Genomic DNA, 23,566 nt, shown 5'->3' with positions numbered 1-23,566 from the left:
CGCATGCATCAACGCGGCACCAGCCTCAACACCAGGTTCTGCGACGTCGCCGCCAGCGTCCCTGCACCCAGCACGGCGATCCCGCGCGGCGCATTCAGCCCGCCGGGCAGGGGACCGAGCACGTTGTTCTGGCTGCCGGCTACCCCGATGACGGTGCTGACCGTTCCCCTGGTGTCGATGCGCCGGATGGTGCCGTTGCCGGTATCGGCCACGAACAGGTTGCCGGCCCCATCGATCGTCACCCCTGCCGCCCGGCAGAAACGCGCCGCCGCCAGAGGTCCGTCGGCGCTGCCGCATTGTCCGGCGGACCCGGCCAGGGTGCGTACCTCGCCCGAGGGCGCGATTTCGCGGATGGTGGAATTGGCCGTGTCGGCCACGTACAGCCAGCCGTCTTCGTCGACTTCGATATCCTGCGGCTCGCAGAAGCGCGCCGCATTGCCGCGGCCGTCGCTGCTGCCGCAGGAGCCGGCCACGCCGGCAATCGTGGTGACGTTGTTGGCGCGGTCGATGCGGCGGATGGTGTGGTTCAGCGTGTCGGCCACGTACAGGTTGCCCTGGCGGTCGAGCGTGATGCCCTGCGGCGAGCAGAAGCGCGCGGCGCCCGCATTGCCGTCGGCACTGCCGCACTGGCCGGCCGCACCGGCGAGGGTGACCACGGCCCCGGCCGGGCTGATTTCGCGGATCGTCGAGTTGCCGGTGTCGGTCACGTAGAGGTTGCCGTCGGCGTCGGCCTCGAGGCGGGTCGGCGTGTTGAAGCGCGCGCTTGACCCGGCGCCGTCCTGGCTGCCGATTGCCCCCGTGCTGCCCGCCAGCGTGACGGCCACCCCTTGCGGGGTTACCTTGCGGATCGTCGCGCTGTTCCTTTCGGCGACGTACAGGTTGCCGTCGGGCGCGACGACGACGCCTTCCGGGCCGTCGAAGCGGGCGTTCGACCCGGAACCGTCGAGCGAGCCGCCGCATTGCGGACACAGGCCGCCCGCGATCAGGAAGACGCCGGTGTCGCCGGGCGGGCGCTCCTGGCCCGGGCCGTGGGGCCGGTCGTCATCGTCGTCGTAATCGGTGTAGCCGAAGCCGACCGAGACGCCGCCGCCGCAGGCGGCGAGCGCCATGCACAGCATCAGGGAAGCGCACCGGCGCAGGCAGTGGTGAAAAAAGCGGTGAACAAAGCGGTGCACACAGCGGTGCATCCCGCGGCACAGGGCCTGGAGGAAGGTGGGGAGGGGCATGGCGTCTCCTTGAAAGTGGCAGGGCATCCCGCCTTTATTCCATCGAGATTAAAGAGAGGATGCCTCACGCATATGAGCGCGATCAAGCGTGCGCAGGTGCGCGTGGGGAGGGCGCGACGAAGCGTCGGCAGGCCTTCCACCCGCCGTCCAGCCGCGCGGTGCCAGGCCACGCCGGCGACGCGTTTTTGTTTCACGACTGCAAGCTCCCTTCGGGTACACTTGCCCGGCTATTCAATCCGAGTGAGACACCGCATGCAAACCGCTGTTAACCTGTGGCCGCTGCTGGGCGTGGCCGTCATCGCCGCCGGCTTCCTGCTGCGCGCCAATCCCGTGCTGGTCGTGGTCGCGGCCTGCGGCGTCACCGGGGCCGCCGCCGCGATGCCCTTCCTGCACGTGCTGGAGTCGCTCGGCACCGCCTTCCTGAAGACGCGCAACCTGCCGCTGGTGCTGCTGCTGCCGCTGGCGGCCGTCGGCCTGCTCGAGCGCTTCGGCCTGAAGGAGCACGCCATGGCCAGCATCGCGAAGATCCGTTCGGCCACCAGCGGGCGCCTCCTGATCGTCTACCTGTTCCTGCGCGAGACCTCGGCGGCCGCCGGCCTCACCAGCCTCGGCGGGCAGCCGTCGATGGTGCGCCCGCTGGTGGCGCCGCTCGCCGAAGGCGCCGCCGAGGCACGCAACGGCAAGCTCTCGGAAAAGCTGCGCTACCGCATCCGCGCGATGGCGGCGGCGACCGACAACGTCGGCCTGTTCTTCGGCGAAGACATTTTTGTGGCCTTCGGCGCGATCGTGCTGATGCAGACCATCCTGCGTGCCGAAGGTATCGAGGTCGATCCGCTGCACATGGCGCTGTGGGGCATCCCGACGGCCATCTGCGCCTTCATCATCCACAGCTGGAACCTGCGCCGCCTGGACGTGGCCATCCGCCGCGAGGGAGAAGGCGCATGATTTTTTCTCTCTCGTTGCTGTACCTGCTGGTCGGCCTGCTGCTGGCCTTCGTGGCCCTGCTGACCCTGCTGGACCGCGCCCACCCGCGCCGCTACACATCCGGCCTGTTCTGGGGACTGTATGCCGCGGTGTACCTGGCGGGCGACTTCATGGCCCCGGCGCTGGCGGGCGCCATCATGCTCGCGATGGCGCTGCTGGCGGGCTGCGGCTTCGTGAAGCCGGGCAAGCACGGCACGCTGGAGGAGGGCGCACGCCGCGCCAGCGCCGCGCGCCTGGGCAACCGCCTGTTCCTGCCGGCGCTGGTGATCCCGATCGTCACCGTGCTCGGCGCCACGCTGCTCAAGGACGTGCAGATCGGCGACTGGGCGCTGTTCGACAAAGCCCATTTGACCCTGGCCAGCCTCGGGCTCGGTTCGCTGCTGGCCATCGCTGCGGCCTGCTGGCTGACCCGCGCCAGCCCGGTGCAGGGCCTGCGCGAGGCGCGCCGCCTGGTCGACGCCATGAGCTGGGCGGTGACGCTGCCGCACATGCTGGCCGTGCTGGGCCTGTTATTTACCGAAGCCGGGGTCGGCAAGGCGGTGGCGGCGGTGACGACCACCTGGTTCGACGCCGACTCGCGCTTCACGGCCGTCGCGCTGTACTGCATCGGCATGGCGCTGTTCACTGTCATCATGGGCAACGGGTTTGCCGCCTTCCCGGTGATCGCCAGCGGCATCGGCGTGCCGATCCTGGTCGGGCAGTACGACGCCAATCCGGCGGTGATGGCTGCCATCGGCATGTTCAGCGCGTATTGCGGTACCTTAATGACGCCGATGGCAGCGAACTTTAATATCGTCCCCGCGGCCTTGCTGGAGTTGCCGGACAAAAACGCTGTCATCAAGGCGCAAATCCCGACGGCGCTGCCCCTGTTGGCGGCGAACATCGTTCTCCTCTACTTCCTGATGAACCGATAACCATGAAAAAAACCGTGCTGCTCACCGGATTCGAGCCCTTCAACGGCGCGACCATCAACCCCGCCTGGGAAGCGGTGCGCGCGCTGAAGGGCTGGAACGGCCCCGATTTCATGGTGGAGGTGCTGCAGCTGCCCTGCGTGTTCGGCTTCGCCAACCGCGTGCTGCGCGGCGCGATCGACGAGATGAAGCCGGATGTCGTGATCTGCGTCGGCCAGGCCGGTGGGCGCCCCGACCTGACGGTGGAGCGGGTGGCGATCAACGTCGACGATGCGCCCATCCTCGACAACGACAAACAGCAGCCGGTCGACGCGCCCATCGTCGACAGCGGGCCGGCCGCGTATTTCGCGACCCTGCCCGTGAAAGCCATCGTCGGCGCCATGCGCGAGCGCGGGCTGAAGGCGTCGGTGTCGCAGACGGCCGGCACCTTCGTCTGCAACCACGTGTTTTATGGGCTGATGCACCATGTCGACGGCAGCGGGGTGCAGGGCGGGTTCATTCACGTGCCTTACCTGCCGGAGCAGGCAGCGGCGTTTGCCGGGGCGCCGGCGATGGCGCTGGCGGAGATCGTCGAGGGATTGCGGGTGGCGGTGGAAGTGGCGGTGCGCGGTGGGGATGACGTGGTCGTAGCAGGTGGAGCTACCCATTAATGTAGGGTGGAGTCCTGACTCCACGCGGAAGCATGCGTCGTGTTGACTGGTTCAGGCGTCAACGAAACGCACGCATTCGCGTGGACTCGGGAGTCCACCCTACAAGGTCCCGTCCGGTTTCAGGATCTTCAAAAACGCCCGCACCACTGGCGCGTCGTCCTGGCTCGTATAGGTGATATACAAATTCGCCGACGGCGGATTCGTCCGGATCGGCAAGAACACCACGCCCGGCCAGCCGATGCGGCTGGTCGTCTCCGGCATCAGGGCCACGCCCAGGCCGGCGCCGACCATTGCCAATAAAGTCTGCGGCTCGGCCGCTTCCTGGAAGATGGTCGGCTGGAAGCCGGCGTTGATGCAGCACTGGATCAGGTAGCGCGGTTCGGCCGACTGGTTCAGGTGCAGGGTCAGCATCGGTTCCTGCGCGATATCCGTCAGCTCGATCGCATCGCGCTGCGCCAGCGCGTGCCCCTTGTGCACGGCGACGCAGACGTTCTCGCGGAAGCACAGCTCCTGGCGCAGGTTGGCCGCCTTCAGCTCTTCTTCGTCCAGGCGCGGCTCGCGCCAGAAGCCGACGTCGATCTGCTTCGAGCGCAGCGCCTCGAACTGCTGGTCGGGGCCGGATTCGTGCAGGGTCCAGGTCACGCGCGGGAATTCGGTCTGGAAGCGTTCCAGCAGACTCGGGATCGGGCCCCACATCGCGGAACCGACGATGCCCACGCGTAGCCTCCCGACTTCGCCGCGGTCGATCTGGCGGATGGTGTCGATCGTCATGCGCATGCGGCCCAGCAGGTCGGAGGCTTCCGCCATCAGCGCCTTGCCGGCCACGGTCAGCTCGAAGCTGCGCGTGGTGCGCGCGAACAGGCGCACGCCGAGCTCGGCTTCGAGCTTCATGATCTGCTGGGAGAGCGGCGGCTGCGAGATGTGCAGGCGCTCGGCGGCGCGGCTGAAGCTCTTTTCCTCGGCGACCGCCAGGAAGTACTTCAGTTGTTTCAGGTCGATCGACATGGTGACCGGATCAGACTGCAGTCGCGTTCAAGGCGACGGCCAGCTGCGTGCCGACCAGGGCATTGTGCTTGACCAGCGCGATGTTGGTGGCCAGGCTGCGCCCTTCGGTCAGCTCCTTGATGCGCGCCAGCAGGAAAGGCGTGACGCGCTTGCCGGTCACGCCCTGCTGCGCCGCCTCGCCCAGCGCCTGTTCGGTGATGCGGTCGATGTCGGCTTTCGGCATCGCGGACTGCTCCGGCACCGGATTGCTGACCACCACGCCGCCGCTCAGGCCGAGCTGCCACTTGGTACGGATGAAATTCGCCTGGTCGGCGGCGCCGTCGATCTGGAAGTCGGCCTTGAAGCCGCTCTCGCGGGTGAAGAAGGCCGGGAAGCCCGGCTGGCCCACGCTGATCACCGGCACGCCGTGGGTTTCCAGGTATTCGAGCGTCAGGCCGATGTCGAGGATGGATTTCACGCCGGCGCAGACCACCGCCACGCTGGTCTGGGCGAGTTCCTGCAAGTCGGCCGAGATGTCGAAGCTGGTCTCGGCGCCGCGGTGCACGCCGCCGATGCCGCCGGTGACGAAGACCTCGATGCCGGCCAGCTGGGCGCAGATCATGGTCGCGGCCACCGTGGTCGCGCCCAGCAGGCGCTGCGACAGCACATAGGCCAGGTCGCGCCGGCTCACCTTGATGGCGTCGGGCGCGGTGCCGAGCTGCTCCAGCTGTTCATCGGAGAGACCGACGCAGATCCTGCCGTCCATGATGGCGATCGTCGCCGGCACCGCGCCGGCGTCGCGGATGATCTGCTCGACTTCGCGCGCGGTGTGCACGTTCTGCGGGTAAGGCATGCCGTGCGAGATGATGGTCGACTCGAGGGCGACGATGGGCAGCCCGGCCGCGCGGGCGGCGGCGACTTCAGGGGAGAACAGCAGGAACGATTGCATGGTGATTCCAATCAGGATTCGGTAAGGGCCGCGAAGGTGTCCGGCGCCAGTTGCGGGCAGACCGTCTCGCGGCAGGCGATGGTCAGCGCGGCCAGTTGCAGGCCGCGGCGGCAGGCGAGCGCCAGGTCGTTGCCGCCTTGCAGCGACAGCACGACGGCGGCGGAGAAGGCATCGCCGGCCCCGGTGACGTCGACCACCTCGGCAGGCGGGGCGGCCAGGTGTTCGACGCCGCCGGCGCAGGTGTACAGTACGCCCTGCGCGCCGAGGGTGACGATCACGTCTTCGGCGCCTTGCGCCTGCACTTCGCGGCAGGCTGCCGCCAGGTCGGCGTCGCTGTTCAATGGGCGTCCCACGCGCGCGGCGAGTTCGCCGGCGTTCAGGATCAGCAGGCGCACGCCTGCGAGCGACCGCGGCAGGCGGTTCATCTTCGGTTCCGACACGGCGACCAGCACCACGGAAATGCTGTCGAGGGCGGCGTCGCGCTGCAGCGTGGCGATGGCCTCCATCGGCAGGTTCAGGTCGGCCACGATCAGCGAGGCGCCGGCGCGCTGCTGCTGGCGCATGTCGAGGAAGGCCGGGGTGAGGCGGTCGTAGATGGCCATGTCGGCCAGGGCGACGACCATCTGGCCGTCGCCGTCGAGCACCGCCGTGTAGGTGCCGCTGCCGGCATCGTCCAGCCGCAGGCAGCCGCGCGTGTCGATGCCGACGTTGTCGGCGTGGGCGAGCAGAGCGCGTCCGGAGGAATCGGTGCCGACCGCCGTGATCAGCGACACCGCCGCGCCCATGCGCGCCAGGTTCTCGGCGATGTTGCGGGCGACGCCGCCGAAGGATTCGAGGCCGGATGCCGGGTTGGAGGTGCCCATCACGAGCGGCCCGCTGGCGCGCAGCTTGCGGTCGATGTTGGCCGCGCCCACGCACAGGATCGGGCGCTGGTCGGGCAGCACGTAGGCGCGTCCCAGCAGGCGGCGTTCGCGCACGAGGGTGGCGACGTAGCCGGCAACGGCCGACCGCGACAGGCCGAGTTCGGTGGCGAGGTCCTGCTGCGCAATGAAGGGGTTAGCGCGGATCAGCTCGTACAACTGTTCTTTTTTCGAGAGTTCAGTCACGGTCCAGCCTGTATTAAACAAATGTTTGTCAATGCTAGACAATTGTCTAGTTGCCGTCAACACATTTATCAGCTTGGCTAGATTGTAGCTATCTGCCAACGGAACAGGATAGATATTTACGCGGATTTATTTGCTCGCCGTATAAATGAGTAAGAGAAATGGTATTTGCCATACATATCCGGGATAATGCATAGTTAGACTATTTTCTGGCGTCTCTGCCTCTGGTTCCAGCACCCGACCTCCGCGGCGCTGAACCCGCTTCCAACAGCCCGCACGACCGCCTCCCCATCGACCAGATTCAACAGAAGGAACCTCATGTCCAGCAATACCCCATTTGAAGCCGCCGACATCATTCGCGCCCGTAAGCCGGGCTTCGAGCCGCGCGTGGCGATGATCCTCGGTTCCGGCCTCGGCGTCCTGGCCGAGCAGATGACGGACGCGGTCTCGATCAGCTACAGCGAACTGCCGGGCTTCCCGATCAGCACCGTGCACGGCCATGCGGGCGAGCTGGTGCTTGGTACCCTGGCCGGCGTGCCGGTCGTGTGCATGAAGGGCCGCGGCCACTTCTACGAAGGCTACGGCGCCGCCGTGATGACCTCGGCCGTGCGCACCTTCAAACTGCTCGGCTGCGAGATGCTGCTGGTGACGAACGCCGCCGGTTCCCTGCGCACCGAAGTGGATGCAGGCAGCGTCGTCGTCCTGACCGACCACATCAACCTGCTGCCGGGCAGCCCGATGGCCGGCCCGAACGACGACCGCTTCGGCCCGCGCTTCTTCAGCATGGCCAATGCCTACGACGCCGACCTGCGCGAACTGGTGAAAGCCACGGCCCTTGAAAAGAACATCACGGTCGCCGAAGGCGTCTACCTGGCCGCGCCAGGCCCGAACTTCGAGACCGCCGCCGAAATCCGCGCCTTCCGCACGCTGGGCGCCGACGTCGTCGGCATGTCGGTGGTGCCGGAAGTGATCTCGGCGCGCCACTGCGGCCTGAAAGTGGTCGGCATCTCGGCCATCACCAACCTGGCCGAAGGCCTGACCCCGTTCCCGCTGTCGCACGAGCAGACCCTGAAGTACGCGGCCATCGCGGCGAAAGACCTGGTCACTCTGATCCATTCGTTCACCGAGCGCCTGGGCACCATCCCGCGCGCAGAGGCTTAATTCACGTCGAGGACATCCATGTCACGCGCATTCATCCTCCTGCTTGACTCCTTCGGCCTGGGCGCGCTGCCCGACGCCGACAAATACGGCGACGCGGGCGCCAACACCTTCGGCCACATCGCCAAGTGGGCGGCAAACGAGGGCAAGCCGATGTCGCTGCCGAATCTCGAGCGCCTGGGCCTCGCTGCCGCCGCCCACAAGGCCAGCGGCGAATGGGCCGCCGGCTTTACGCAACGCGACGGTTTCACCGGCGCCTGGGGCGTCGCGCGCGAGCAGTCGACCGGCAAGGACACGCAGAGCGGCCACTGGGAAATCGCCGGCGTGCCGGTGCTGTTCGACTGGGGCTACTTCCCGAAGACGGTTCCCTCCTTCCCGCAAGAGCTGACGGACAAGCTGCAGGAGCTCACGGGCGTCCCCGGCTGGCTGGGCAACTGCCACGCCTCCGGCACCACCATCATCGACGAACTGGGCGACGAGCACGTCGCCAGCGGCAAGCCGATCCTCTACACCTCGGCCGACTCGGTGCTGCAGATCGCCGCGCACGAAGAACACTTCGGCCTGGATCGCCTGTATGAAGTCTGCGAAGCGGCCTATGAGCTGGTCAAGCCCTACAACATCGGCCGCGTCATCGCGCGTCCTTTCCTGGGCGCGAACGGCAAGTACAAGCGCACGTCGAACCGCCACGACTACGCCGTGCCGCCGACCGCGCCGACGCTGCTGGATCACGTGAAGGACGCGGGCGGGGAAGTCATCGCCCTCGGCAAGATCAGCGACATCTTCGCGGCCCAGGGCGTAACCCAGCTGATCAAGGGCGCCGACAACATGGCGCTGTTCGACCGCCTCGTCGAAGTGGCCGACACTGCCCCGGCGAAGTCGCTCTCTTTTGTGAACTTCGTCGACTTCGACATGCACTTCGGCCACCGCCGCGACGTCGCCGGCTACTCGAACGCGCTGCACGAGCTGGACGCGCGCCTGCCCGAGTTCATGGCCAAGCTGAAGGACGGCGACCTGGTCGTGATCACCGCCGACCACGGCTGCGATCCTACCGCGCCCGGCTCGGACCACACCCGCGAACACATCCCGATGATCTTCTTCGGCCCGAACGTCGCGCCGCAGGAACTGCCGACCGCGTCGACCTTCTCCGACATCGGCGCCACGCTCGCACAACACCTCGGCGTCAAACCTCTCTCCAACGGAACCGCACTGCTATGACCCAGAACCTGGACTTCAAACGTAACACCGCCGTCGGCCTCGACCTCGGCTGGGTGAACCACATCAAGGTCAACCGCAATGCGGCCGACCGCCGCGCCGCCAGCCTGGCGAACCGCCGCACGGTGAAAAAGGAATACCAGGCCGCCTGGCTGATCCGCGCAGTGCAGTGCATGGACCTGACCACCCTCGGTGGCGACGACACCCCGGGCCGCGTCGAGCGCCTGTGCATGAAGGCGATGCGCCCGCTGCGCGCCGACCTGATGCAGGCCCTGGGCCTGGAGTCGCTCACCACCGGCGCCGTCTGCGTGTACCACGAGATGATCCAGCCGGCGGCAAAAATCCTGCAGGGCCGCCTGCCGATCGCCGCCGTGTCGACCGCTTTCCCGGCCGGCCTGTCGAGCCTGGAAACCAAGATCCGCGAGATCGAACTGAGTGTCGCCGCGGGCGCGACCGAGATCGACATCGTCATCACGCGCCAGCACGTCCTGACCGGTAACTGGCAGGCGCTGTACGACGAGATGGTCGCCTACCGCCAGGCCTGCGGCGACGCCCACGTGAAGGCCATCCTCGCCACCGGCGACCTGGTCACGCTGGACAACGTGGCCAAGGCTTCGTGGGTCTGCATGATGGCCGGCGCCGACTTCATCAAGACCTCGACCGGCAAGGAAGGCGTGAACGCGACGATTCCCGTGTCGCTGGTGATGGTGCGTGCAATCCGCGAATACTACGAGCAGACCGGCTTCCAGGTCGGCTACAAGCCGGCCGGCGGCGTGTCGACCGCGAAGTCCGCGCTGCAATACCTGACCGTCATGAAGGAAGAGCTGGGCAACGACTGGCTGCAGCCGCACCTGTTCCGCATCGGCGCGTCCAGCCTGATGACCGACATCGAGCGCCAGCTCGAGCACTACGTGACCGGCGCCTACTCGGCCGCCCATCGCCACGCGCAACCTTAAACACCGAACGGATTCGTCATGCCAACTATTAACGAGATTTTGCAAACTATGGATTACGGCCCCGCACCTGAGAGCACCAAAGAAGCACAGGCGTGGCTGGACCAGCATGGACGCCGTTTCGGCCTCTTCATCGACAACGCCTGGAGCGAGGGCGCCGAAACCTTCGCCTCGAACAACCCTGCCGACGGCTCGGAGCTGGCGCAAGTCACCCAAGCCACGACGGATGACGTCAACCGCGCCGTGGAAGCCGCGCGCCGCGCGCAGCCGGGCTGGGTCGCCATGGGCGGCCACGGGCGCGCCAAGATCATGTACGCGATCGCGCGCCTGCTGCAGCGCCACGCGCGCCTGTTCGCCGTGCTGGAGACCCTGGACAACGGCAAGACCATCCGCGAAACCCGCGATGCCGACCTGCCGCTGGCCGCACGCCACTTCTACCACCACGCCGGCTGGGCGCAATTGCAGTCGGAAGAATTCGCCGACTACCGCGCCGTGGGCGTGGTCGGGCAGATCGTCCCCTGGAACTTCCCGGTCCTGATGCTGGCGTGGAAAATCGCGCCTGCCCTGGCCGCTGGCAACACCATCGTCTTCAAGCCGGCCGAGTTCACCTCGCTGACCGCCTTGCTGTTTGCCGAGATCTGCCAGCAGGCCGGCGTGCCCGCGGGCGTCGTCAACATCGTCACCGGCGACGGCCGCGTGGGCGAAGCCATCGTCAACCATCCGGGCATCGACAAGCTGGCCTTTACCGGTTCGACCGAAGTCGGCCGCATCATCCGCAAGGCCACCGCCGGCAGCGGCAAGAAGCTGTCGCTGGAGCTGGGCGGCAAGTCGCCGTTCATCGTGTTCGACGACGCCGACCTGGATGCGGCAGTGGAAGGCCTGGTCGATTCGATCTGGTTCAATCAGGGACAAGTCTGCTGCGCGGGCTCGCGCCTGCTGGTGCAGGAATCGGTCTACGACCGCTTCATCGCCAAGGTCAAGGCGCGCATGCAGAACCTGCGCGTCGGTTCGCCGCTCGATAAATCGAACGACATCGGCGCCCTGGTCGATCCGGTGCAGCAGCAGCGCATCCACGGCCTGGTCGAAGCCGCCCGTGCCGAGGGTTGCGAGATCTGGCAGCCGGCCTGCGAAGCTCCCCTCGCCGGTTCCTGGTACCTGCCGACCCTGATCACCGGCGCCTCGACCTCGGCCGCCGTCGCCCAGACCGAAATCTTCGGACCGGTGCTCGTCGCCATGAGCTTCCGCACCCCGGGCGAAGCGGTCCAGCTGGCCAACAACACCGTCTACGGCCTGGCCGCCTGCGTGTGGTCGGAATCGATCTCGCTGGCGCTGGACGTCGCGCCTCAAATTAAAGCCGGCGTCGTGTGGATCAACACCGCCAACCAGTTCGACGCAGCCTGCGGCTTCGGCGGCTACAAGGAATCGGGTTTTGGACGCGAAGGCGGCAAGGAGGGCATGTACGAGTACCTGACGCCGCTGTCGGAAGACATGCGTCCAGCCGCGCCCCTCAAGGCCGAGCAGGGCAAGGTCCGTGCTGCCGAAGGCGGCAACCCATTCGCCGTCGACCGCACCGCCAAGCTCTACATCGGCGGCAAGCAGGCCCGCCCTGACGGCGCCTACAGCCGCGCGATCAATGGCGCCAACGGCGCCTTCCTGGCCGACGTCGGCGAGGGTAACCGCAAGGACATCCGCAACGCCGTCGAAGCAGCCCATAAAGCCGCCGGCTGGTCGAAAGCCACCGCGCACAACCGCGCGCAAGTCCTGTACTACATCGCCGAGAACCTGGCGATCCGTGCCGAGGAATTCGCCGCCCGCCTGGCCGCCATGACCGGCGTGCGCGATCCGCAGCGCGAAGTCGCCGCATCGATCGAGCGCCTGTTCTACTGGGCCGCATGGTGCGACAAGTACGACGGCGCCGCCCACCAGCCGCCGATGCACGGCATCACCGTCGCGCTGAACGAACCGGTCGGCGTGATCGGCGTGATCTGCCCGAACGAGAACCCGCTGCTGGGCTTCATCTCGCTGGTCGCTCCCGCACTGGCGCTGGGCAACCGCGTGGTCGCCGTGCCGTCGGAAGCCTACCCGCTGTCGGCGACCGACCTGTACCAGGTGCTCGATACATCCGACCTGCCGGGCGGCGCGCTGAACATCGTCACCGGCTCGGCCGACGAACTGGCACGCACGCTGGCGACCCATGGCGACGTGGATGCCGTGTGGCGTCACGATGGCTCGGCGGAAGGCTGCGCCGAAGTCGAGCGCCTGTCGGCGGAAACGCTGAAGCGCACCTGGGTCGGCGGCGGCAAGGGCCGCGACTGGTTCGATGCGAAGCAGGCCTGCGGCCGCACCGTGCTGCAGCACGCGAGCCAGGTCAAGAACGTCTGGATTCCGTACGGCGTTTAATTTTTTGTACGAAAAACCGTTGCGCGTGAAGCGCGGCGGGTAGGGTGGACGGGTTCCCCGTCCACGCGGTGATAGTTAGCGTATGCCGGTTCGAGCACGACATCGGAGCCAATAACGATCACCGCGTGGACGGCAGAGCCGTCCACCCTACGTCGTTTTCGACGCAGCCGATACGGTTGCGTCCTTTTGAATATTCGAATTGTAGAGAGGCGAACATCCCATGTTCCTCCCCCAAGAAATCATCCGCAAGAAGCGCGACGGCGGCATCCTGAGCGCCGAAGAGATCCAGTTCTTCGTGCGCGGCATCCCTGACAACACGGTCACCGAAGGCCAGATCGCGGCCCTCGCGATGGCCGTCTACTTCAACGACATGACCATGGACGAGCGCGTCGCCTTCACGCTGGCGATGCGCGATTCCGGCCAGGTCATGGAATGGAAGTCCCTGAACCTGCCCGGCCCGGTGGTCGACAAGCACTCGACCGGCGGCGTCGGCGACGTCGTCTCGCTGATGCTCGGCCCGATGATCGCCGCCTGCGGCGGTTTCGTGCCGATGATCTCGGGCCGCGGCCTGGGCCACACCGGCGGCACGCTCGACAAATTCGACTCGATCCCGGGCTACAGCACCGTGCCGGACCCCGAGAAATTCCGCCAGGTCGTGAAAGACGTGGGCGTAGCCATCATCGGCCAGACCGCCCAGCTGGCGCCGGCCGACAAGCGCTTCTACAGCATCCGCGACACCACGGCGACCGTCGAATCGGTGGCGATGATCACCGGCTCCATCCTCTCGAAGAAGCTGTCGGCCGGGCTGGACGCGCTGGTGATGGACGTGAAAGTGGGCAGCGGCGCCTTCATGCCGACCTACGACAAATCGGTCGAGCTGGCCGAGAGCATCGTCAGCGTCGGCAACGGCGCCGGCACCCGCACCTCGGCCATCCTGACCGGCATGGACGAGTCGCTGTGCCATGCGGCCGGCAACGCCGTCGAAGTGCGCGTCGCGATCGATTACCTGACCGGCAAATCGCGCCCGGCACGCTTGCACGAAGTGACGATGGCGCTGTGCGCCGAGATGCTGGTGATCTCGGGCCTGGCCGCCAACGACATCGAAGCGCGCGCCAAACTGCAGGCGGCCCTGGATTCGGGCGAAGCGGCCGAGCGTTTCGCACGCATGGTCGCGGCCCTGGGCGGCCCGGCAGGCCTGATGGACAAGCCGGATGCCTACCTCGAGACCGCACCGGTCATCGTGCCGGTGCCAGCCCTGCAAGCGGGCTACGCCGCCTCGGTCGACACCCGTGGTCTGGGCCTGGCCGTGGTCGCCCTGGGCGGCGGCCGCGTGCGTCCTCAGGATGCGATCGACTTCGCCGTCGGTCTCACGGGCTTGGTCGAACTGGGCGACAAGATCGAGGTCGGCCAGCCGCTGGCGATGGTCCACGCACGCACGCCGGAGGCCGCCGAGCAGGCGGTGCGCCAGGTGCAGGCCGCCTACCAGATCCGTCTCGAGCAGTCGGCTGCGCAGCCGATGATCCACCGCACCATCCGTCCGGAATAAGGGGCAAGCATGCGCTACGAAAAACTGATCGACGAAGCCCGCGCCGCGCGCGAACTGGCCTACACGCCGTACTCGAAATTCCAGGTCGGCGCCGCCCTCGAATGCAAGGACGGCCGCATCTTCCGCGGCTGTAACGTCGAGAACGCGTCCTACGGCCTGTGCAACTGCGCCGAGCGCACCGCCTTCTTCTCGGCCATCGCCCACGGCTACAAGCCCGGCGACTTCGCGGCGCTGGCCGTGATCGGCCAGACCGACGGCCCGATCGCCCCCTGCGGCGCCTGCCGCCAGGTCATCCTCGAACTCGGCGGCAACGAGCTGCCGGTCGTGCTGACCAACCTGAAGGGCGACATCCACGAGACGACGGCGGCGGGCCAGCTGCCGAACGCGTTTGGCGGCTGGGAGCTGAACAAGTAAAGGCGAAGCAGCCACGTGTTCCCGCACGCTGCGCACTTATTCGACTTGGAAGCGCTGCACACTTCTGACGTGGCAGCGCTTTTTTTCTGCCTGACCCGTACATCATCGTTGCTTGGGAAGCACACCATAGCCCAGGAATGGAGCGATTTTCCTGGTACTGCCGGCAGCTCCGACTTCCTTCAGGCAGCGTAGAGGACTCACATCGGTCGCATTTCCGTTGCCGCTATTCGTGACTGCCTTGGTATCGCCGGGGTGCCCATTCGGCATGCACAAGGACGGGTGATCGAACGGGGCCTTTTCGTATCGGACCCGCTCATCCGTCAAGGACACAAGGAACGCGACGAGGCTTTCCTTCTCATCCTCGCTCAGGTTGAGCGGCCGTATGTCCGGCGCCAGGTCCTCCTTGTTCTCTTCAGCGAAATCGCCACCCCGGTTGTAGAAGTCGACAACCTGCATCAGTGTGGCTTTACCACCATTGTGGAAATATGGCCCGGTCAGCTCCACATTGCGTAAGCCTGGGGTCTTGAATGCGCCATTGACGCTGACCTTGTCTGTGTCAGGCCGCTCATACTTGCGCGGGTCAAACCCATTTCCCAGCAAAGAAGCGTTGGCAGCCGACTTGGCGAACAGCATGCTCTCCGACAGTGGGTTACCGAAGGGATCGACTCCGCCAATACCAATATCGTCGCTTGTCGGTCTGACGCCGATATTATAGAAGCCGTTGTCATAGGTTTTTATCGAGCCGTTTTTCATGGTCATTTTTTCCAGGCGCTGGTTCACGACATGGCGAAACGACGCATTGGTCATTTCTGCTCCGCCGTGACAGTTGATGCACTGGCCTTTTCCCCGGAATATCAGCAGACCTTTGCTTTCCTGTTCCGACAACTGTCCCTTGCCTTCGGCATAGCGATCGAATGGGCTGTCATCTGCAATCAGCGTCGCTTGGTATAACTGTACGGCCAGGCTGAAGAACAGCGAGAAGTTGGCCTCCATCTGGCTGGCGTCTGTGTCCGGGAAATTATCGAAGGGGCGTGGATTCTTGAGGTCCATCGATCCAATGCGCTTCGCATGGCTATTCGAGAAGCGTACAATCGACGGGGACTGCCAATAATCCGGATTGAATGCCTGCGCGATCATGGCACGATAAACCGGCTTGTCGTTCGCGTATTTGCCCAATACACTGTCGGTCGGCGAAATCTTTTGGTCGCTTAATATCTTTTGGTTTAACAGTTTTTGACCGAGCGCTACAAAAGCCCGTCCTGTGCAGCTCATTTCGGTCCCTGACAGGGGTGGCCCGGAGCCTTGGGAAGCCAGCGAAGACGATGGAAGTGCAACGTGAACCTGACGCAGCAAACCGGCTTCGCGCTTCCAGATCAAAGGAGCGGTATTCCTCAGTCCAAATGGATCTCCTCCATTGAACACATTGTTTGCCCGGCCGTCCCAGAAATTTCTGAAGTTAAAGACTGCATTGATGACCGACGGGGTATTGCGGGGCTCGACACGCCGCGTGTTTACATTGTTTATGCTAAATCCATCCTGATGGTCGATGACGACGTCACAGTCATCGACACCGTTCTGTTTTTTCCCAGATATACCTTTGAACTTTGCGGTAAAGACACCCTGCGAGGAAGCGACCTCATTGACATCGGCTATTTTTGAACCGGCACCGTTCGCATCCGCCTCATTGATATATCGGGTGAAGGGGAAGTCCTTGGCGGTAAGCTGGTGGTTCGGTCCACCGCCGAGCTGGAACGTGGCATCAGGGTAGGGTGCATTCGGCGCCAACCGCGGGAAGCGTCGCAAGGTTCCCGGATCTAATTGGTTCTTGCTGCGATCATCCACTCCGGCGCTGAAGTGACAAGTCGCGCACGAGGTTTTGTTATCGCTACCCACCCGGGTATCCCAGAATAGTGCTTTTCCGAGCTGGATCGCGGCTTGTTTATCCTTCACAAACTCCGACAACATCGCTGCTGATGGGCCCGGCACTGGGACGGTTTTCAGGGACATTGACTCGATCGAGTCCTGTGCCTGCGAGAACCGATCGCCCAGAGCCAAGGTGCCTATCGCTAATACCGAAAAGATTTTCAGCCGTCTATTCAGGTTCGCCGGGCGCGTCAGGAACGCGCGCGGAGCAATCCGTGTTCTTGAAATGTTTCGATGAAATGCGCGGAACCTTGTCGCAAATCTGATACGAAGACTCTTAAGTGAACACATGGTCGACTCCCCTGAACTAACTTGTAATGTGGGCTGTGTGGCTAAAGCGATGAATTCGGATTGGACAGGATTTTTCCATGCGCTCGCCATGGAAAACCGATTTCGCGATGATAAGTGCGCACGAGTCGGTCTTCTAAGGCAGCAGGAATGGAGTGAAAAGATTTTTGCAGCGATATTTAAATAGGAACAGCATTGGCCTCGATGCGTCGGTGACCCGGCGCATCGGCTTGCTGTGTTTTCTCGGTGATTGTCTTTATTTGCGCTGCGGAGGCAGGCACATCCCTAGTTGTTTTTGCTATCGCCTTGGAAACTATGTCGTTCAAGAATATTTGAGCGAGGAAATTTCCTAAAACTATTTTTACTGAAAGTTAGTGCGTCTATAAGTTCAGGATGTTTGCCCTGTTTTTGAGTGCGGTCAAGAGGCAGAAGAAATTTATTTCAAGCCCTGTCATACAGGAAAGTTTCAATTGCGGACGTATGTTGTTTTCGATAAATCAGGTAAATAAATATCGATTGTTAACCCGGCCTTTGTGGTGTTCAGTCGTGCCAAGCTGAGATGTATTCACAAAGCAAGTTGGTTTTGAAAATCCGAGTCGATATGCTCGTCCGGCAGGAGCGTTCCTCGGGATGTGTGTGCCGAGTGCTGCCGGGATTGGAGGACGCGAGACCGGTACAAGCGATAGCCGGCGCGGGTTCACTGCCGGGTCGGTTTATTACAACAGCTGCATGCCTGTGTGGAGAAAAAAAGAGAGTTGCACTGGCTGATGGCCGAGCAAGCACAGTTGAGTCGGGCCAGTGCGGAGCCGGCTGACCGCTGTCCAGCGCGATGCAAAGAATCACATCTGCTGGAACAAATGCGAATGGTTCCGGCTTACCTCCAGCTCCTGCGGATAATTCCTGACCCTGAGCATCTGCCGCCCACGGATGTCGCGCGAGACCTCGGCGATGGCGTCCACCCGAACCAGGGTCGAGCGGTGGATGCGCCAGAACTCGTCGGGATCGAGTTCGTCGGCCAGTTCTTTGAGCGTCTTGCGGATCAGGAGTTCGGCGGTCGCGGTCTGCACGCGCGTGTATTTTTCGTCGGACTGGAAAAACAGGACCTCGCGCGTGCTGATCATGCGCAGGCTGCCGCCGACCTGCGCCTGGATCCAGCGCAGGTAGTTGCGCTTCGGCGGCGTGCCTTGCTGGAGCAGGGAGCCGAGTTGCGCCAGCTGGGCGCCGATGTCCTGGGGCGCCTGGGGCAGGCGGGCGCGCAGGCGCTCGCAGGTGGTGGCGAGGCGTTCGGCGGTGACGGGTTTCAGGAGATAGTCGATGGCGCCGTGTTCGAAGGCGTCGACCGCGTACTGGTCGTAGGCGGTAGCGAACACGATGTGGCAGCGGTTGTAGAGCTGGCGCGCGGCTTCGATGCCGCCCATGCCGGGCATGCGGATGTCGAGGAAGGCGATCTGCGGCTGGTGGCGCGCGGCCAGTTCGACGGCCTCGATGCCGTTCGAGGCCACCGCCACGACGTCCAGCGTTGGCCAGACCTCGGCCAGGCGCGCACGCAGCTGCTCGCGCATCGGGGCTTCGTCGTCGGCGATCAGGGCAGTGGCCATTACGCGTCCTCCATCATCTTGTAGGGAATGCGCACCGAGGCGCAGGCGCCACCGCCGGGCGGCGCTTCGATGACCAGCTCGGCCTGGGTGCCGTACAGCAGCTGCAGACGCTCGCGAATGTTCGCCAGGCCCACGCCGTCGTCGGCATGCAGGTCGATGCCGACGCCGTCGTCGCAGACGTCGACGACCAGGGTGGCGCCGTCGACCCGTGCACGGACAAGGATGGTGCCGCCTTCGATCTTCGGTTCCAGCCCGTGCTTGATGGCGTTCTCGATCAGGGTCTGCAGCATCATCGGCGGGAAGGGCGAGCTGCCGAGGAAATCGGGCACCTCGAAGCGCACCTGGAGCCTTTCCTTCATCCTTGCCTGCATGATGGCGAGGTAGGCGCGCGACAGTTCGAGCTGCTTGCCGAGCGTGGCGCCGCCGGAGGAGCGCATCTGCGGCAGTGCCGAGCGCAGGTAGGCGATCAGGTGGGCATGCACTTTCGCCGCCTCGGGCGGGTCGGTCTCGATCAGGCGGCCGATCAGGGCCAGGGTGTTGAACAGGAAGTGCGGCTCGACCTGGGCCTGCAGGGCCGCCATCTGCGCTTCGGTCAGGCGCCGTTCGAGGTTGGCCACGTCGGCTTTCAGCGTGGCGTCGCGCGCCACCAGCTCGGCGCGGCGTTTGCCGCCGGCGAGCACCTTGACGCCGAACGAAATGAAGAGGTACCAGACCGCAGGCTCGGGCGTATTGAGCATGCCGAAAAACATAAAGGCGAGCAGCCACGTGACGGCGAGCTTCTTCCAGTCGACCACGGCGACCCAGTCGAAAAACGCCCACCACAGCTTGCTCAGCTCCTTCAACACGTCACGCAGGACGTCGAGCGTCTGGTTGATCTGGCTTGCCTGCACGTTAGTCTCCGAGTGGGGTTTTCTTGTCGCTATTGATCGCCAGCACTGCGTACTTGATGGCGAGGAAGATAGCGAACAGCATCAGCGCGAGGGGGATAACGGTGATGGCGCAGGCGACCAGCACCGCGGCCAGCAGCAGGGCAGGCCAGGGCAGTGCCGAGAATGTGCGCAGGCCGCGGCGCAGGTAGCGCAGGCCGGTGTCGGCGGCTTCCTCGAGTTCGGCGGCAAAGCTGCGGAAAGTAGTCGTTTTCATGCGTGTGCTCCTGTGTTGGGAAGGTCGATGGAGACACTGTATCGCCATGCAGACGTGGAGGCGAGCCCCCTCCGACGAAGCGCCGATTTCACGGGCTAACCGGTCGTGGCGACCGACGAACGGGACAGTGCGCGCTCGTCCCAATAGCGCCTGAGCAAGCCATAAAAGGCGGTATCGGCGAATTCGCCGTGGACGAACCAGCGTTGCGGCATATACCCTTCCTGGCGAAAGCCGAGCCGTTCCAGCAGGCGTGCCGAGGCGTCGTTGCGCGGATCGATGTCGGCTTCGATGCGGTTCATGTCAAGGTCAGTGAATGCATGCCCGAGCAGGGCTTCGAGCGCCTCGCAGGCATAGCCGCGGCCCCAGTGGGCGCTGCCCAGCGCGTACCCCAGCTCGCAGCGGCGGTTCTGCTCGAAGAAACCGCGCAGGTTGCAGATGCCGATCAGTTCGTCCGTGTCGGCCAGCGCGATCGCATAGCGGGACAGGCTGCCCTCGCGGTAGGCCAGCAGCGCTTCCTCGATCATCTGGTCGGCCTGGGCGATGTCGGTCCAGGGCCCGCTCGACCAGAAACGCACCACCTGCTCGTCGGAAAAGACGCGGAACAGCGCAGCGGCGTCGCCGCTGGTGAAGGGCCGCAGCACCAGGCGCGCGGTGCGGAGGACGGGTGGCAGAGTGTCAGGCATGGTATTCCTCATTCAGCATCACGATCCCTTGAAGCGCCTAACAAAACCTCCATGGCGGCGTTGCAGCGTCTCGCCGTACTGGCGTACTGTCTTCGACGCTGCGCCTTGCCATGAAGGTTTTGTTACACGCTCTTTCCGCGATGGCTGAGTTTGCGTTAGATCAAATGGGTTGGCATTCTCATACTGCTCGCCAGCCGGGTGATTTACGATGCTTGTTTGCCGCTGCTGGCTTCGTCGCCGTTGACTTTGGATATACGAAAATGAATATGACGGCATCAAGGCGCGCGTTTATATTACCGGATCGGCAGGTTCTTTTGCATTTTTGCAACGCACGCCGTTCAGGCCGGCCGGCTCGGGCGTCCCGTGGCTTTACATTCGCGGCGCAGGCGCGCACATTGTGGTGATTGCCTCATCGTTTCCATTCAGACCAGTTTTTAAATCACATTGGCTGTAACCAGGGAGAGCTGCATGAACGAGTCCAGACCCGAATCGATGTCCGCCTTCTGGATGCCTTTCACCAACAACCGCGACTTCAAGGCCGATCCGCGCCTGCTGGTGTCGGCCGAAGGCATGTATTACAAGGACGTGGACGGCAACCAGATCCTCGACGGCACCGCCGGCCTCTGGTGCGTGCCCTGCGGCCATGCGCAGCCGAAGATCGTCGGCGCCGTGCGCGAAATGATCGGCCAGCTCGACTTCGCGCCGACCTTCCAGATGGGCCACCCGGCCGCGTTCGACCTGGCCGAGCAACTCATGGACTACACCGGCCACAAGTTCGGCCACGTGTTCTACACCAACTCCGGTTCGGAAGCGGTAGACACCGCCCTCAAGATCGCGCTGGCCTACCACAAGGCGCGCGGCGAGGGCGGGCGTACCCGCCTGATCGGGCGCGAGCGCGGCTACCACGGCGTCGGCTTCGGCGGCCTGTCGGTGGGCGGCATCGGTCCCAACCGCAAGCACTTCGGTCCGCTGCTGCCGGGCGTCGACCACCTGCCGCACACGCACAACCTGCTGAAAAACGCCTTCTCGCGCGGCGAGCCGGACTTCGGCGTCGAGCTGGCCGACGAACTCGAACGCCTGGTCACCCTGCACGACGCCTCGACCATCGCCGCCGTCATCATCGAGCCGGTGTCCGGCTCGACCGGCGTGCTGGTGCCTCCTAAGGGCTACCTCAAGCGCCTGCGCGAGATCTGCACGAAGCACGGCATTCTGCTCATCTTCGACGAAGTGATCACCGGCTTCGGACGCCTGACGACGCCTTTCGCGGCCGATTATTTCGACGTCGAACCGGACATGATGACGACCGCCAAGGGACTCACCAACGGCGTGATCCCGATGGGCGCCGTGTTCAGCAAGCGCTTCATCCACGACGCCTTCATGGAAGCGCCGGCCGGGATCGAACTGTTCCACGGCTATACCTATTCCGGCCACCCGGTCGCCTGCGCCGCTGCGCTGGCGACGCTCGAGGTGTTCAAGGAGCAGCAGATCCTCGATCACGCCAGGGCAATCCAGCCCTACTGGGAAGACGCGGTGCACGCGCTCAAGGGGCTGCCGCACGTGATCGACCTGCGCACGATCGGCCTGGTCGCCGGCATCGAACTCGAACCCATCGCCGGCAAGCCGGGCGCGCGCGCCTACCAGGCCCTGAAGAAAGCCTTCGCGGACGGCATCCTGATCCGCACCACGGGCGATATCATCGCGCTCTCGCCGCCGCTCGTCCTCGAAAAACAGCACATCGACGAACTGTTCGGCAAGCTGGCGACCGTACTGAAAAACCTGGACTGAAGAGACACAAGCATGAACCAAACGAACATCATCGGCCACTTCATCGGCGGCCACGTCGTCGACACCGCCGGCGAGCGCTACGCCGACGTCTTCAACCCGGCGCTGGGCGAACCCTGTGCCCGCGTCACCCTGGCCGGCGTCGACGAAGTCAACGCCGCCGTGTTCGCGGCGAGCGCCGCCTTCCCGGCCTGGTCGGCCACGCCGCCGCTGGCGCGTGCGCGCATCCTGTTTAAATATCTGCAGCTGTGCCAGCAGCACACCGACGACTTCGCCGCGCTCATCACGCGCGAGCACGGCAAGACCTTCAGCGACGCGCAAGGGGAAGTGGCGCGCGGCATCGAGGTGGTCGAGTTCGCGTGCGGCATCCCGCAGATGCTCAAGGGCGAGTTCACCGACCAGATCGCGCGCGGCATCGACGCCTGGTCGATGCGCCAGCCGCTCGGCGTGGTGGCCGGCATCACGCCGTTCAACTTCCCGGTCATGGTGCCGATGTGGATGTTCCCGGTCGCCATCGCCTGCGGCAATACCTTCGTCCTGAAACCTTCCGAGCGCGATCCGTCGCCCTCGCTGCTGCATGCGCGCCTGCTTAAGGAAGCCGGGCTGCCGGACGGCGTCTTCAACGTCGTTCAGGGCGACAAGACGGCCGTCGACGCGTTGCTCGACAACCGCGAGGTGCAGGCGATCAGCTTCGTCGGCTCGACCCCGATCGCGGAATACATCTACGCCCGCGGCAGCGCCGCCGGCAAGCGCGTGCAGGCCCTGGGCGGCGCCAAGAACCACATGGTCGTGATGCCGGACGCCGACATGGATATGGCGGTCGACGCATTGATCGGCGCGGCCTACGGTTCCGCCGGCGAGCGCTGCATGGCGATTTCGGTGGCGGTGGCGATCGGCGACGCCGGCGACAAGCTGGTGAGCGCGCTGGCCGAACGCACGGCCAAACTGAAGATCGCGGACGGCATGAGCGAGGGCGCGGAGATGGGACCGGTGGTGACGCAGGCCGCGCGCCAGCGCATCGAGCGCCTGATCGGAGAAGGCGTGGAGCAGGGCGCCACCCTGGTCGTGGACGGCCGCAACTACAAGGTCGAGGGCTTTGAAAACGGCTTCTTCGTGGGGGGCACGCTGTTCGACCATGTCACGCCCGAGATGAGCATTTACAAGGAAGAGATTTTCGGGCCGGTGCTGTGCGTGGTGCGCCTGCCGGATGTCGGCAGCGCGGTCGAGCTGATCAACGCCAACGAATACGGCAACGGCGTCGCCGTGTTCACCCGCGACGGCGGCGTCGCCCGCGAATTCGTGCGCCAGATCCAGGTCGGCATGGTGGGCGTGAACGTGCCGCTGCCGGTGCCGATGGCCTTCAACAGCTTCGGCGGCTGGAAGCGCAGCATGTTCGGCGACCACCACGCCTACGGGCCGGAAGGCGTGCGTTTCTACACGCGGCACAAGGCGGTGATGCAGCGCTGGCCGAATACGGCCAGTGCCGGCGTGGAGTTCGCGTTCCCGCAGATGAAGTAGGGTGGGATAATCGAGGCCAGTGGCCTCGATTACGCACGGGCCCACGCGGAAACATGCGCGGTGTAGGGTGGACTCCCGAGTCCACGCGGAAGCATGCATCGTGTTAGCGGCGGCTCCGCATATCGTTAGCGCCGAACGCAG

Annotated in this window: 20 protein-coding genes; 11 read left to right on the top strand and 9 right to left on the bottom strand. The window is 64.8% G+C overall.

Annotation, left to right across the window (positions count from 1 at the left end):
* Positions 1-8: 8 nt before the first annotated feature.
* Positions 9-1,226, bottom strand: a complete 1,218-nt coding sequence (locus ACWCIA_RS08480; RefSeq protein ID WP_454162324.1) for an NHL repeat-containing protein — start codon at positions 1,224-1,226, stop codon at positions 9-11.
* 252 nt (positions 1,227-1,478) lie between these two features.
* Here ACWCIA_RS08480 and ACWCIA_RS08475 point away from each other — a divergent pair, with 252 nt between their 5' ends.
* Genes ACWCIA_RS08475 through pcp form a run of 3 tightly spaced genes read left to right on the top strand, consistent with a single transcriptional unit; the run spans position 1,479 to position 3,771 of the window.
* On the top strand, positions 1,479-2,171 hold the full coding sequence (locus ACWCIA_RS08475) for a DUF969 domain-containing protein (protein WP_454162322.1): 693 nt from the start codon (positions 1,479-1,481) through the stop codon (positions 2,169-2,171).
* Positions 2,168-3,124 (top strand): DUF979 domain-containing protein, encoded by a 957-nt coding sequence (locus ACWCIA_RS08470; protein WP_454162320.1) that lies wholly within the window; start codon positions 2,168-2,170, stop codon positions 3,122-3,124. The genes ACWCIA_RS08475 and ACWCIA_RS08470 overlap by 4 nt, the downstream gene beginning before the upstream one ends.
* A 2-nt stretch (positions 3,125-3,126) precedes the next feature.
* Entirely contained in the window at positions 3,127-3,771 is a 645-nt protein-coding gene (gene pcp / locus ACWCIA_RS08465) for a pyroglutamyl-peptidase I (protein ID WP_454162318.1), read from the top strand.
* A gap of 99 nt (positions 3,772-3,870) precedes the next feature.
* Here the strand turns inward: pcp and ACWCIA_RS08460 are convergent, their stop codons facing one another.
* The 3 genes from ACWCIA_RS08460 to ACWCIA_RS08450 are packed head-to-tail and all read right to left on the bottom strand — an operon-like array spanning position 3,871 to position 6,810.
* On the bottom strand, positions 3,871-4,776 hold the full coding sequence (locus tag ACWCIA_RS08460; RefSeq protein WP_454162316.1) for a LysR family transcriptional regulator: 906 nt from the start codon (positions 4,774-4,776) through the stop codon (positions 3,871-3,873).
* 10 nt (positions 4,777-4,786) lie between these two features.
* Positions 4,787-5,704 carry a pseudouridine-5'-phosphate glycosidase gene (locus tag ACWCIA_RS08455; RefSeq protein ID WP_454162314.1) on the bottom strand — a complete coding sequence of 306 codons (918 nt, stop codon included), beginning with the start codon at positions 5,702-5,704 and terminating at the stop codon, positions 4,787-4,789.
* Positions 5,705-5,715: 11 nt separating this feature from the next.
* Entirely contained in the window at positions 5,716-6,810 is a 1,095-nt protein-coding gene (locus tag ACWCIA_RS08450) for a carbohydrate kinase (RefSeq protein ID WP_454162312.1), read from the bottom strand.
* Between the two features lie 315 nt (positions 6,811-7,125).
* Here ACWCIA_RS08450 and xapA point away from each other — a divergent pair, with 315 nt between their 5' ends.
* The 6 genes from xapA (at position 7,126) to ACWCIA_RS08420 (ending at position 14,490) form a co-directional block, all read left to right on the top strand.
* A complete protein-coding gene (xapA, locus tag ACWCIA_RS08445) occupies positions 7,126-7,968 on the top strand; it encodes a xanthosine phosphorylase (RefSeq protein WP_454162310.1) in 843 nt (280 codons plus the stop codon).
* An 18-nt stretch (positions 7,969-7,986) separates the two neighbouring features.
* Positions 7,987-9,180 carry a phosphopentomutase gene (locus tag ACWCIA_RS08440; protein WP_454162308.1) on the top strand — a complete coding sequence of 398 codons (1,194 nt, stop codon included), beginning with the start codon at positions 7,987-7,989 and terminating at the stop codon, positions 9,178-9,180.
* Positions 9,177-10,133: a deoxyribose-phosphate aldolase gene (gene deoC, locus ACWCIA_RS08435; RefSeq protein WP_454162306.1), complete on the top strand. Its 957-nt coding sequence runs from the start codon at positions 9,177-9,179 to the stop codon at positions 10,131-10,133. The genes ACWCIA_RS08440 and deoC overlap by 4 nt, the downstream gene beginning before the upstream one ends.
* Before the next feature lie 18 nt (positions 10,134-10,151).
* Entirely contained in the window at positions 10,152-12,530 is a 2,379-nt protein-coding gene (locus ACWCIA_RS08430; RefSeq protein ID WP_454162304.1) for an aldehyde dehydrogenase family protein, read from the top strand.
* 220 nt (positions 12,531-12,750) lie between these two features.
* Positions 12,751-14,076 (top strand): thymidine phosphorylase, encoded by a 1,326-nt coding sequence (deoA, locus tag ACWCIA_RS08425; RefSeq protein ID WP_454162302.1) that lies wholly within the window; start codon positions 12,751-12,753, stop codon positions 14,074-14,076.
* A gap of 9 nt (positions 14,077-14,085) precedes the next feature.
* Positions 14,086-14,490 (top strand): cytidine deaminase, encoded by a 405-nt coding sequence (locus ACWCIA_RS08420; protein ID WP_454162300.1) that lies wholly within the window; start codon positions 14,086-14,088, stop codon positions 14,488-14,490.
* 102 nt (positions 14,491-14,592) lie between these two features.
* On the opposite strand, the gene ACWCIA_RS08415 is transcribed toward ACWCIA_RS08420, so the two are convergent.
* From ACWCIA_RS08415 to ACWCIA_RS08395, 5 genes are all read right to left on the bottom strand, one after another.
* The gene (locus ACWCIA_RS08415) at positions 14,593-16,497 is read right to left on the bottom strand and encodes a cytochrome-c peroxidase (RefSeq protein WP_454162298.1); all 1,905 of its coding nucleotides are present in this window, start codon (positions 16,495-16,497) and stop codon (positions 14,593-14,595) included.
* 1,043 nt (positions 16,498-17,540) lie between these two features.
* Positions 17,541-18,299, bottom strand: coding sequence for a LytR/AlgR family response regulator transcription factor (locus ACWCIA_RS08410; RefSeq protein WP_454162296.1), 759 nt, complete (start codon positions 18,297-18,299; stop codon positions 17,541-17,543).
* Positions 18,299-19,189 carry a sensor histidine kinase gene (locus ACWCIA_RS08405; protein ID WP_454162294.1) on the bottom strand — a complete coding sequence of 297 codons (891 nt, stop codon included), beginning with the start codon at positions 19,187-19,189 and terminating at the stop codon, positions 18,299-18,301. Before ACWCIA_RS08405 ends, ACWCIA_RS08410 begins: the two co-directional genes overlap by 1 nt.
* Position 19,190: 1 nt before the next feature.
* On the bottom strand, positions 19,191-19,442 hold the full coding sequence (locus ACWCIA_RS08400) for a hypothetical protein (RefSeq protein WP_454162292.1): 252 nt from the start codon (positions 19,440-19,442) through the stop codon (positions 19,191-19,193).
* Positions 19,443-19,537: 95 nt separating this feature from the next.
* Positions 19,538-20,125 carry a GNAT family N-acetyltransferase gene (locus tag ACWCIA_RS08395; RefSeq protein ID WP_454162290.1) on the bottom strand — a complete coding sequence of 196 codons (588 nt, stop codon included), beginning with the start codon at positions 20,123-20,125 and terminating at the stop codon, positions 19,538-19,540.
* A 468-nt stretch (positions 20,126-20,593) separates the two neighbouring features.
* Between ACWCIA_RS08395 and ACWCIA_RS08390 the strand changes: the two genes are divergently transcribed.
* Both ACWCIA_RS08390 and ACWCIA_RS08385 read left to right on the top strand, forming a co-directional pair.
* The gene (locus ACWCIA_RS08390; RefSeq protein ID WP_454162288.1) at positions 20,594-21,910 is read left to right on the top strand and encodes an aminotransferase class III-fold pyridoxal phosphate-dependent enzyme; all 1,317 of its coding nucleotides are present in this window, start codon (positions 20,594-20,596) and stop codon (positions 21,908-21,910) included.
* 12 nt (positions 21,911-21,922) lie between these two features.
* Entirely contained in the window at positions 21,923-23,425 is a 1,503-nt protein-coding gene (locus tag ACWCIA_RS08385; RefSeq protein WP_454162286.1) for a CoA-acylating methylmalonate-semialdehyde dehydrogenase, read from the top strand.
* Positions 23,426-23,566: the final 141 nt, after the last annotated feature.

The sequence above is a fragment of the Massilia sp. SYSU DXS3249 genome, assembly GCF_053668055.1.
Note: the sequence above shows the minus strand (reverse complement) of the source record. Positions and strands in the feature narration are given on the sequence as shown.

Excerpts from the sequence above, each read along its gene's own strand:
- ACWCIA_RS08480 (WP_454162324.1), bottom strand. The coding sequence starts at position 1,226 with ATGCCCCTCCCCACCTTCCTCCAGGCCCTGTGCCGCGGGATGCACCGC.
- xapA (WP_454162310.1), top strand. The coding sequence starts at position 7,126 with ATGTCCAGCAATACCCCATTTGAAGCCGCCGACATCATTCGCGCCCGT.
- ACWCIA_RS08475 (WP_454162322.1), top strand. The coding sequence starts at position 1,479 with ATGCAAACCGCTGTTAACCTGTGGCCGCTGCTGGGCGTGGCCGTCATC.
- deoA (WP_454162302.1), top strand. The coding sequence starts at position 12,751 with ATGTTCCTCCCCCAAGAAATCATCCGCAAGAAGCGCGACGGCGGCATC.
- ACWCIA_RS08440 (WP_454162308.1), top strand. The coding sequence starts at position 7,987 with ATGTCACGCGCATTCATCCTCCTGCTTGACTCCTTCGGCCTGGGCGCG.
- ACWCIA_RS08395 (WP_454162290.1), bottom strand. The coding sequence starts at position 20,125 with ATGCCTGACACTCTGCCACCCGTCCTCCGCACCGCGCGCCTGGTGCTG.
- ACWCIA_RS08400 (WP_454162292.1), bottom strand. The coding sequence starts at position 19,442 with ATGAAAACGACTACTTTCCGCAGCTTTGCCGCCGAACTCGAGGAAGCC.
- ACWCIA_RS08410 (WP_454162296.1), bottom strand. The coding sequence starts at position 18,299 with ATGGCCACTGCCCTGATCGCCGACGACGAAGCCCCGATGCGCGAGCAG.
- ACWCIA_RS08430 (WP_454162304.1), top strand. The coding sequence starts at position 10,152 with ATGCCAACTATTAACGAGATTTTGCAAACTATGGATTACGGCCCCGCA.
- ACWCIA_RS08460 (WP_454162316.1), bottom strand. The coding sequence starts at position 4,776 with ATGTCGATCGACCTGAAACAACTGAAGTACTTCCTGGCGGTCGCCGAG.
- ACWCIA_RS08385 (WP_454162286.1), top strand. The coding sequence starts at position 21,923 with ATGAACCAAACGAACATCATCGGCCACTTCATCGGCGGCCACGTCGTC.
- ACWCIA_RS08415 (WP_454162298.1), bottom strand. The coding sequence starts at position 16,497 with ATGTCCCTGAAAACCGTCCCAGTGCCGGGCCCATCAGCAGCGATGTTG.
- ACWCIA_RS08455 (WP_454162314.1), bottom strand. The coding sequence starts at position 5,704 with ATGCAATCGTTCCTGCTGTTCTCCCCTGAAGTCGCCGCCGCCCGCGCG.
- ACWCIA_RS08420 (WP_454162300.1), top strand. The coding sequence starts at position 14,086 with ATGCGCTACGAAAAACTGATCGACGAAGCCCGCGCCGCGCGCGAACTG.
- ACWCIA_RS08470 (WP_454162320.1), top strand. The coding sequence starts at position 2,168 with ATGATTTTTTCTCTCTCGTTGCTGTACCTGCTGGTCGGCCTGCTGCTG.
- pcp (WP_454162318.1), top strand. The coding sequence starts at position 3,127 with ATGAAAAAAACCGTGCTGCTCACCGGATTCGAGCCCTTCAACGGCGCG.
- ACWCIA_RS08390 (WP_454162288.1), top strand. The coding sequence starts at position 20,594 with ATGAACGAGTCCAGACCCGAATCGATGTCCGCCTTCTGGATGCCTTTC.
- deoC (WP_454162306.1), top strand. The coding sequence starts at position 9,177 with ATGACCCAGAACCTGGACTTCAAACGTAACACCGCCGTCGGCCTCGAC.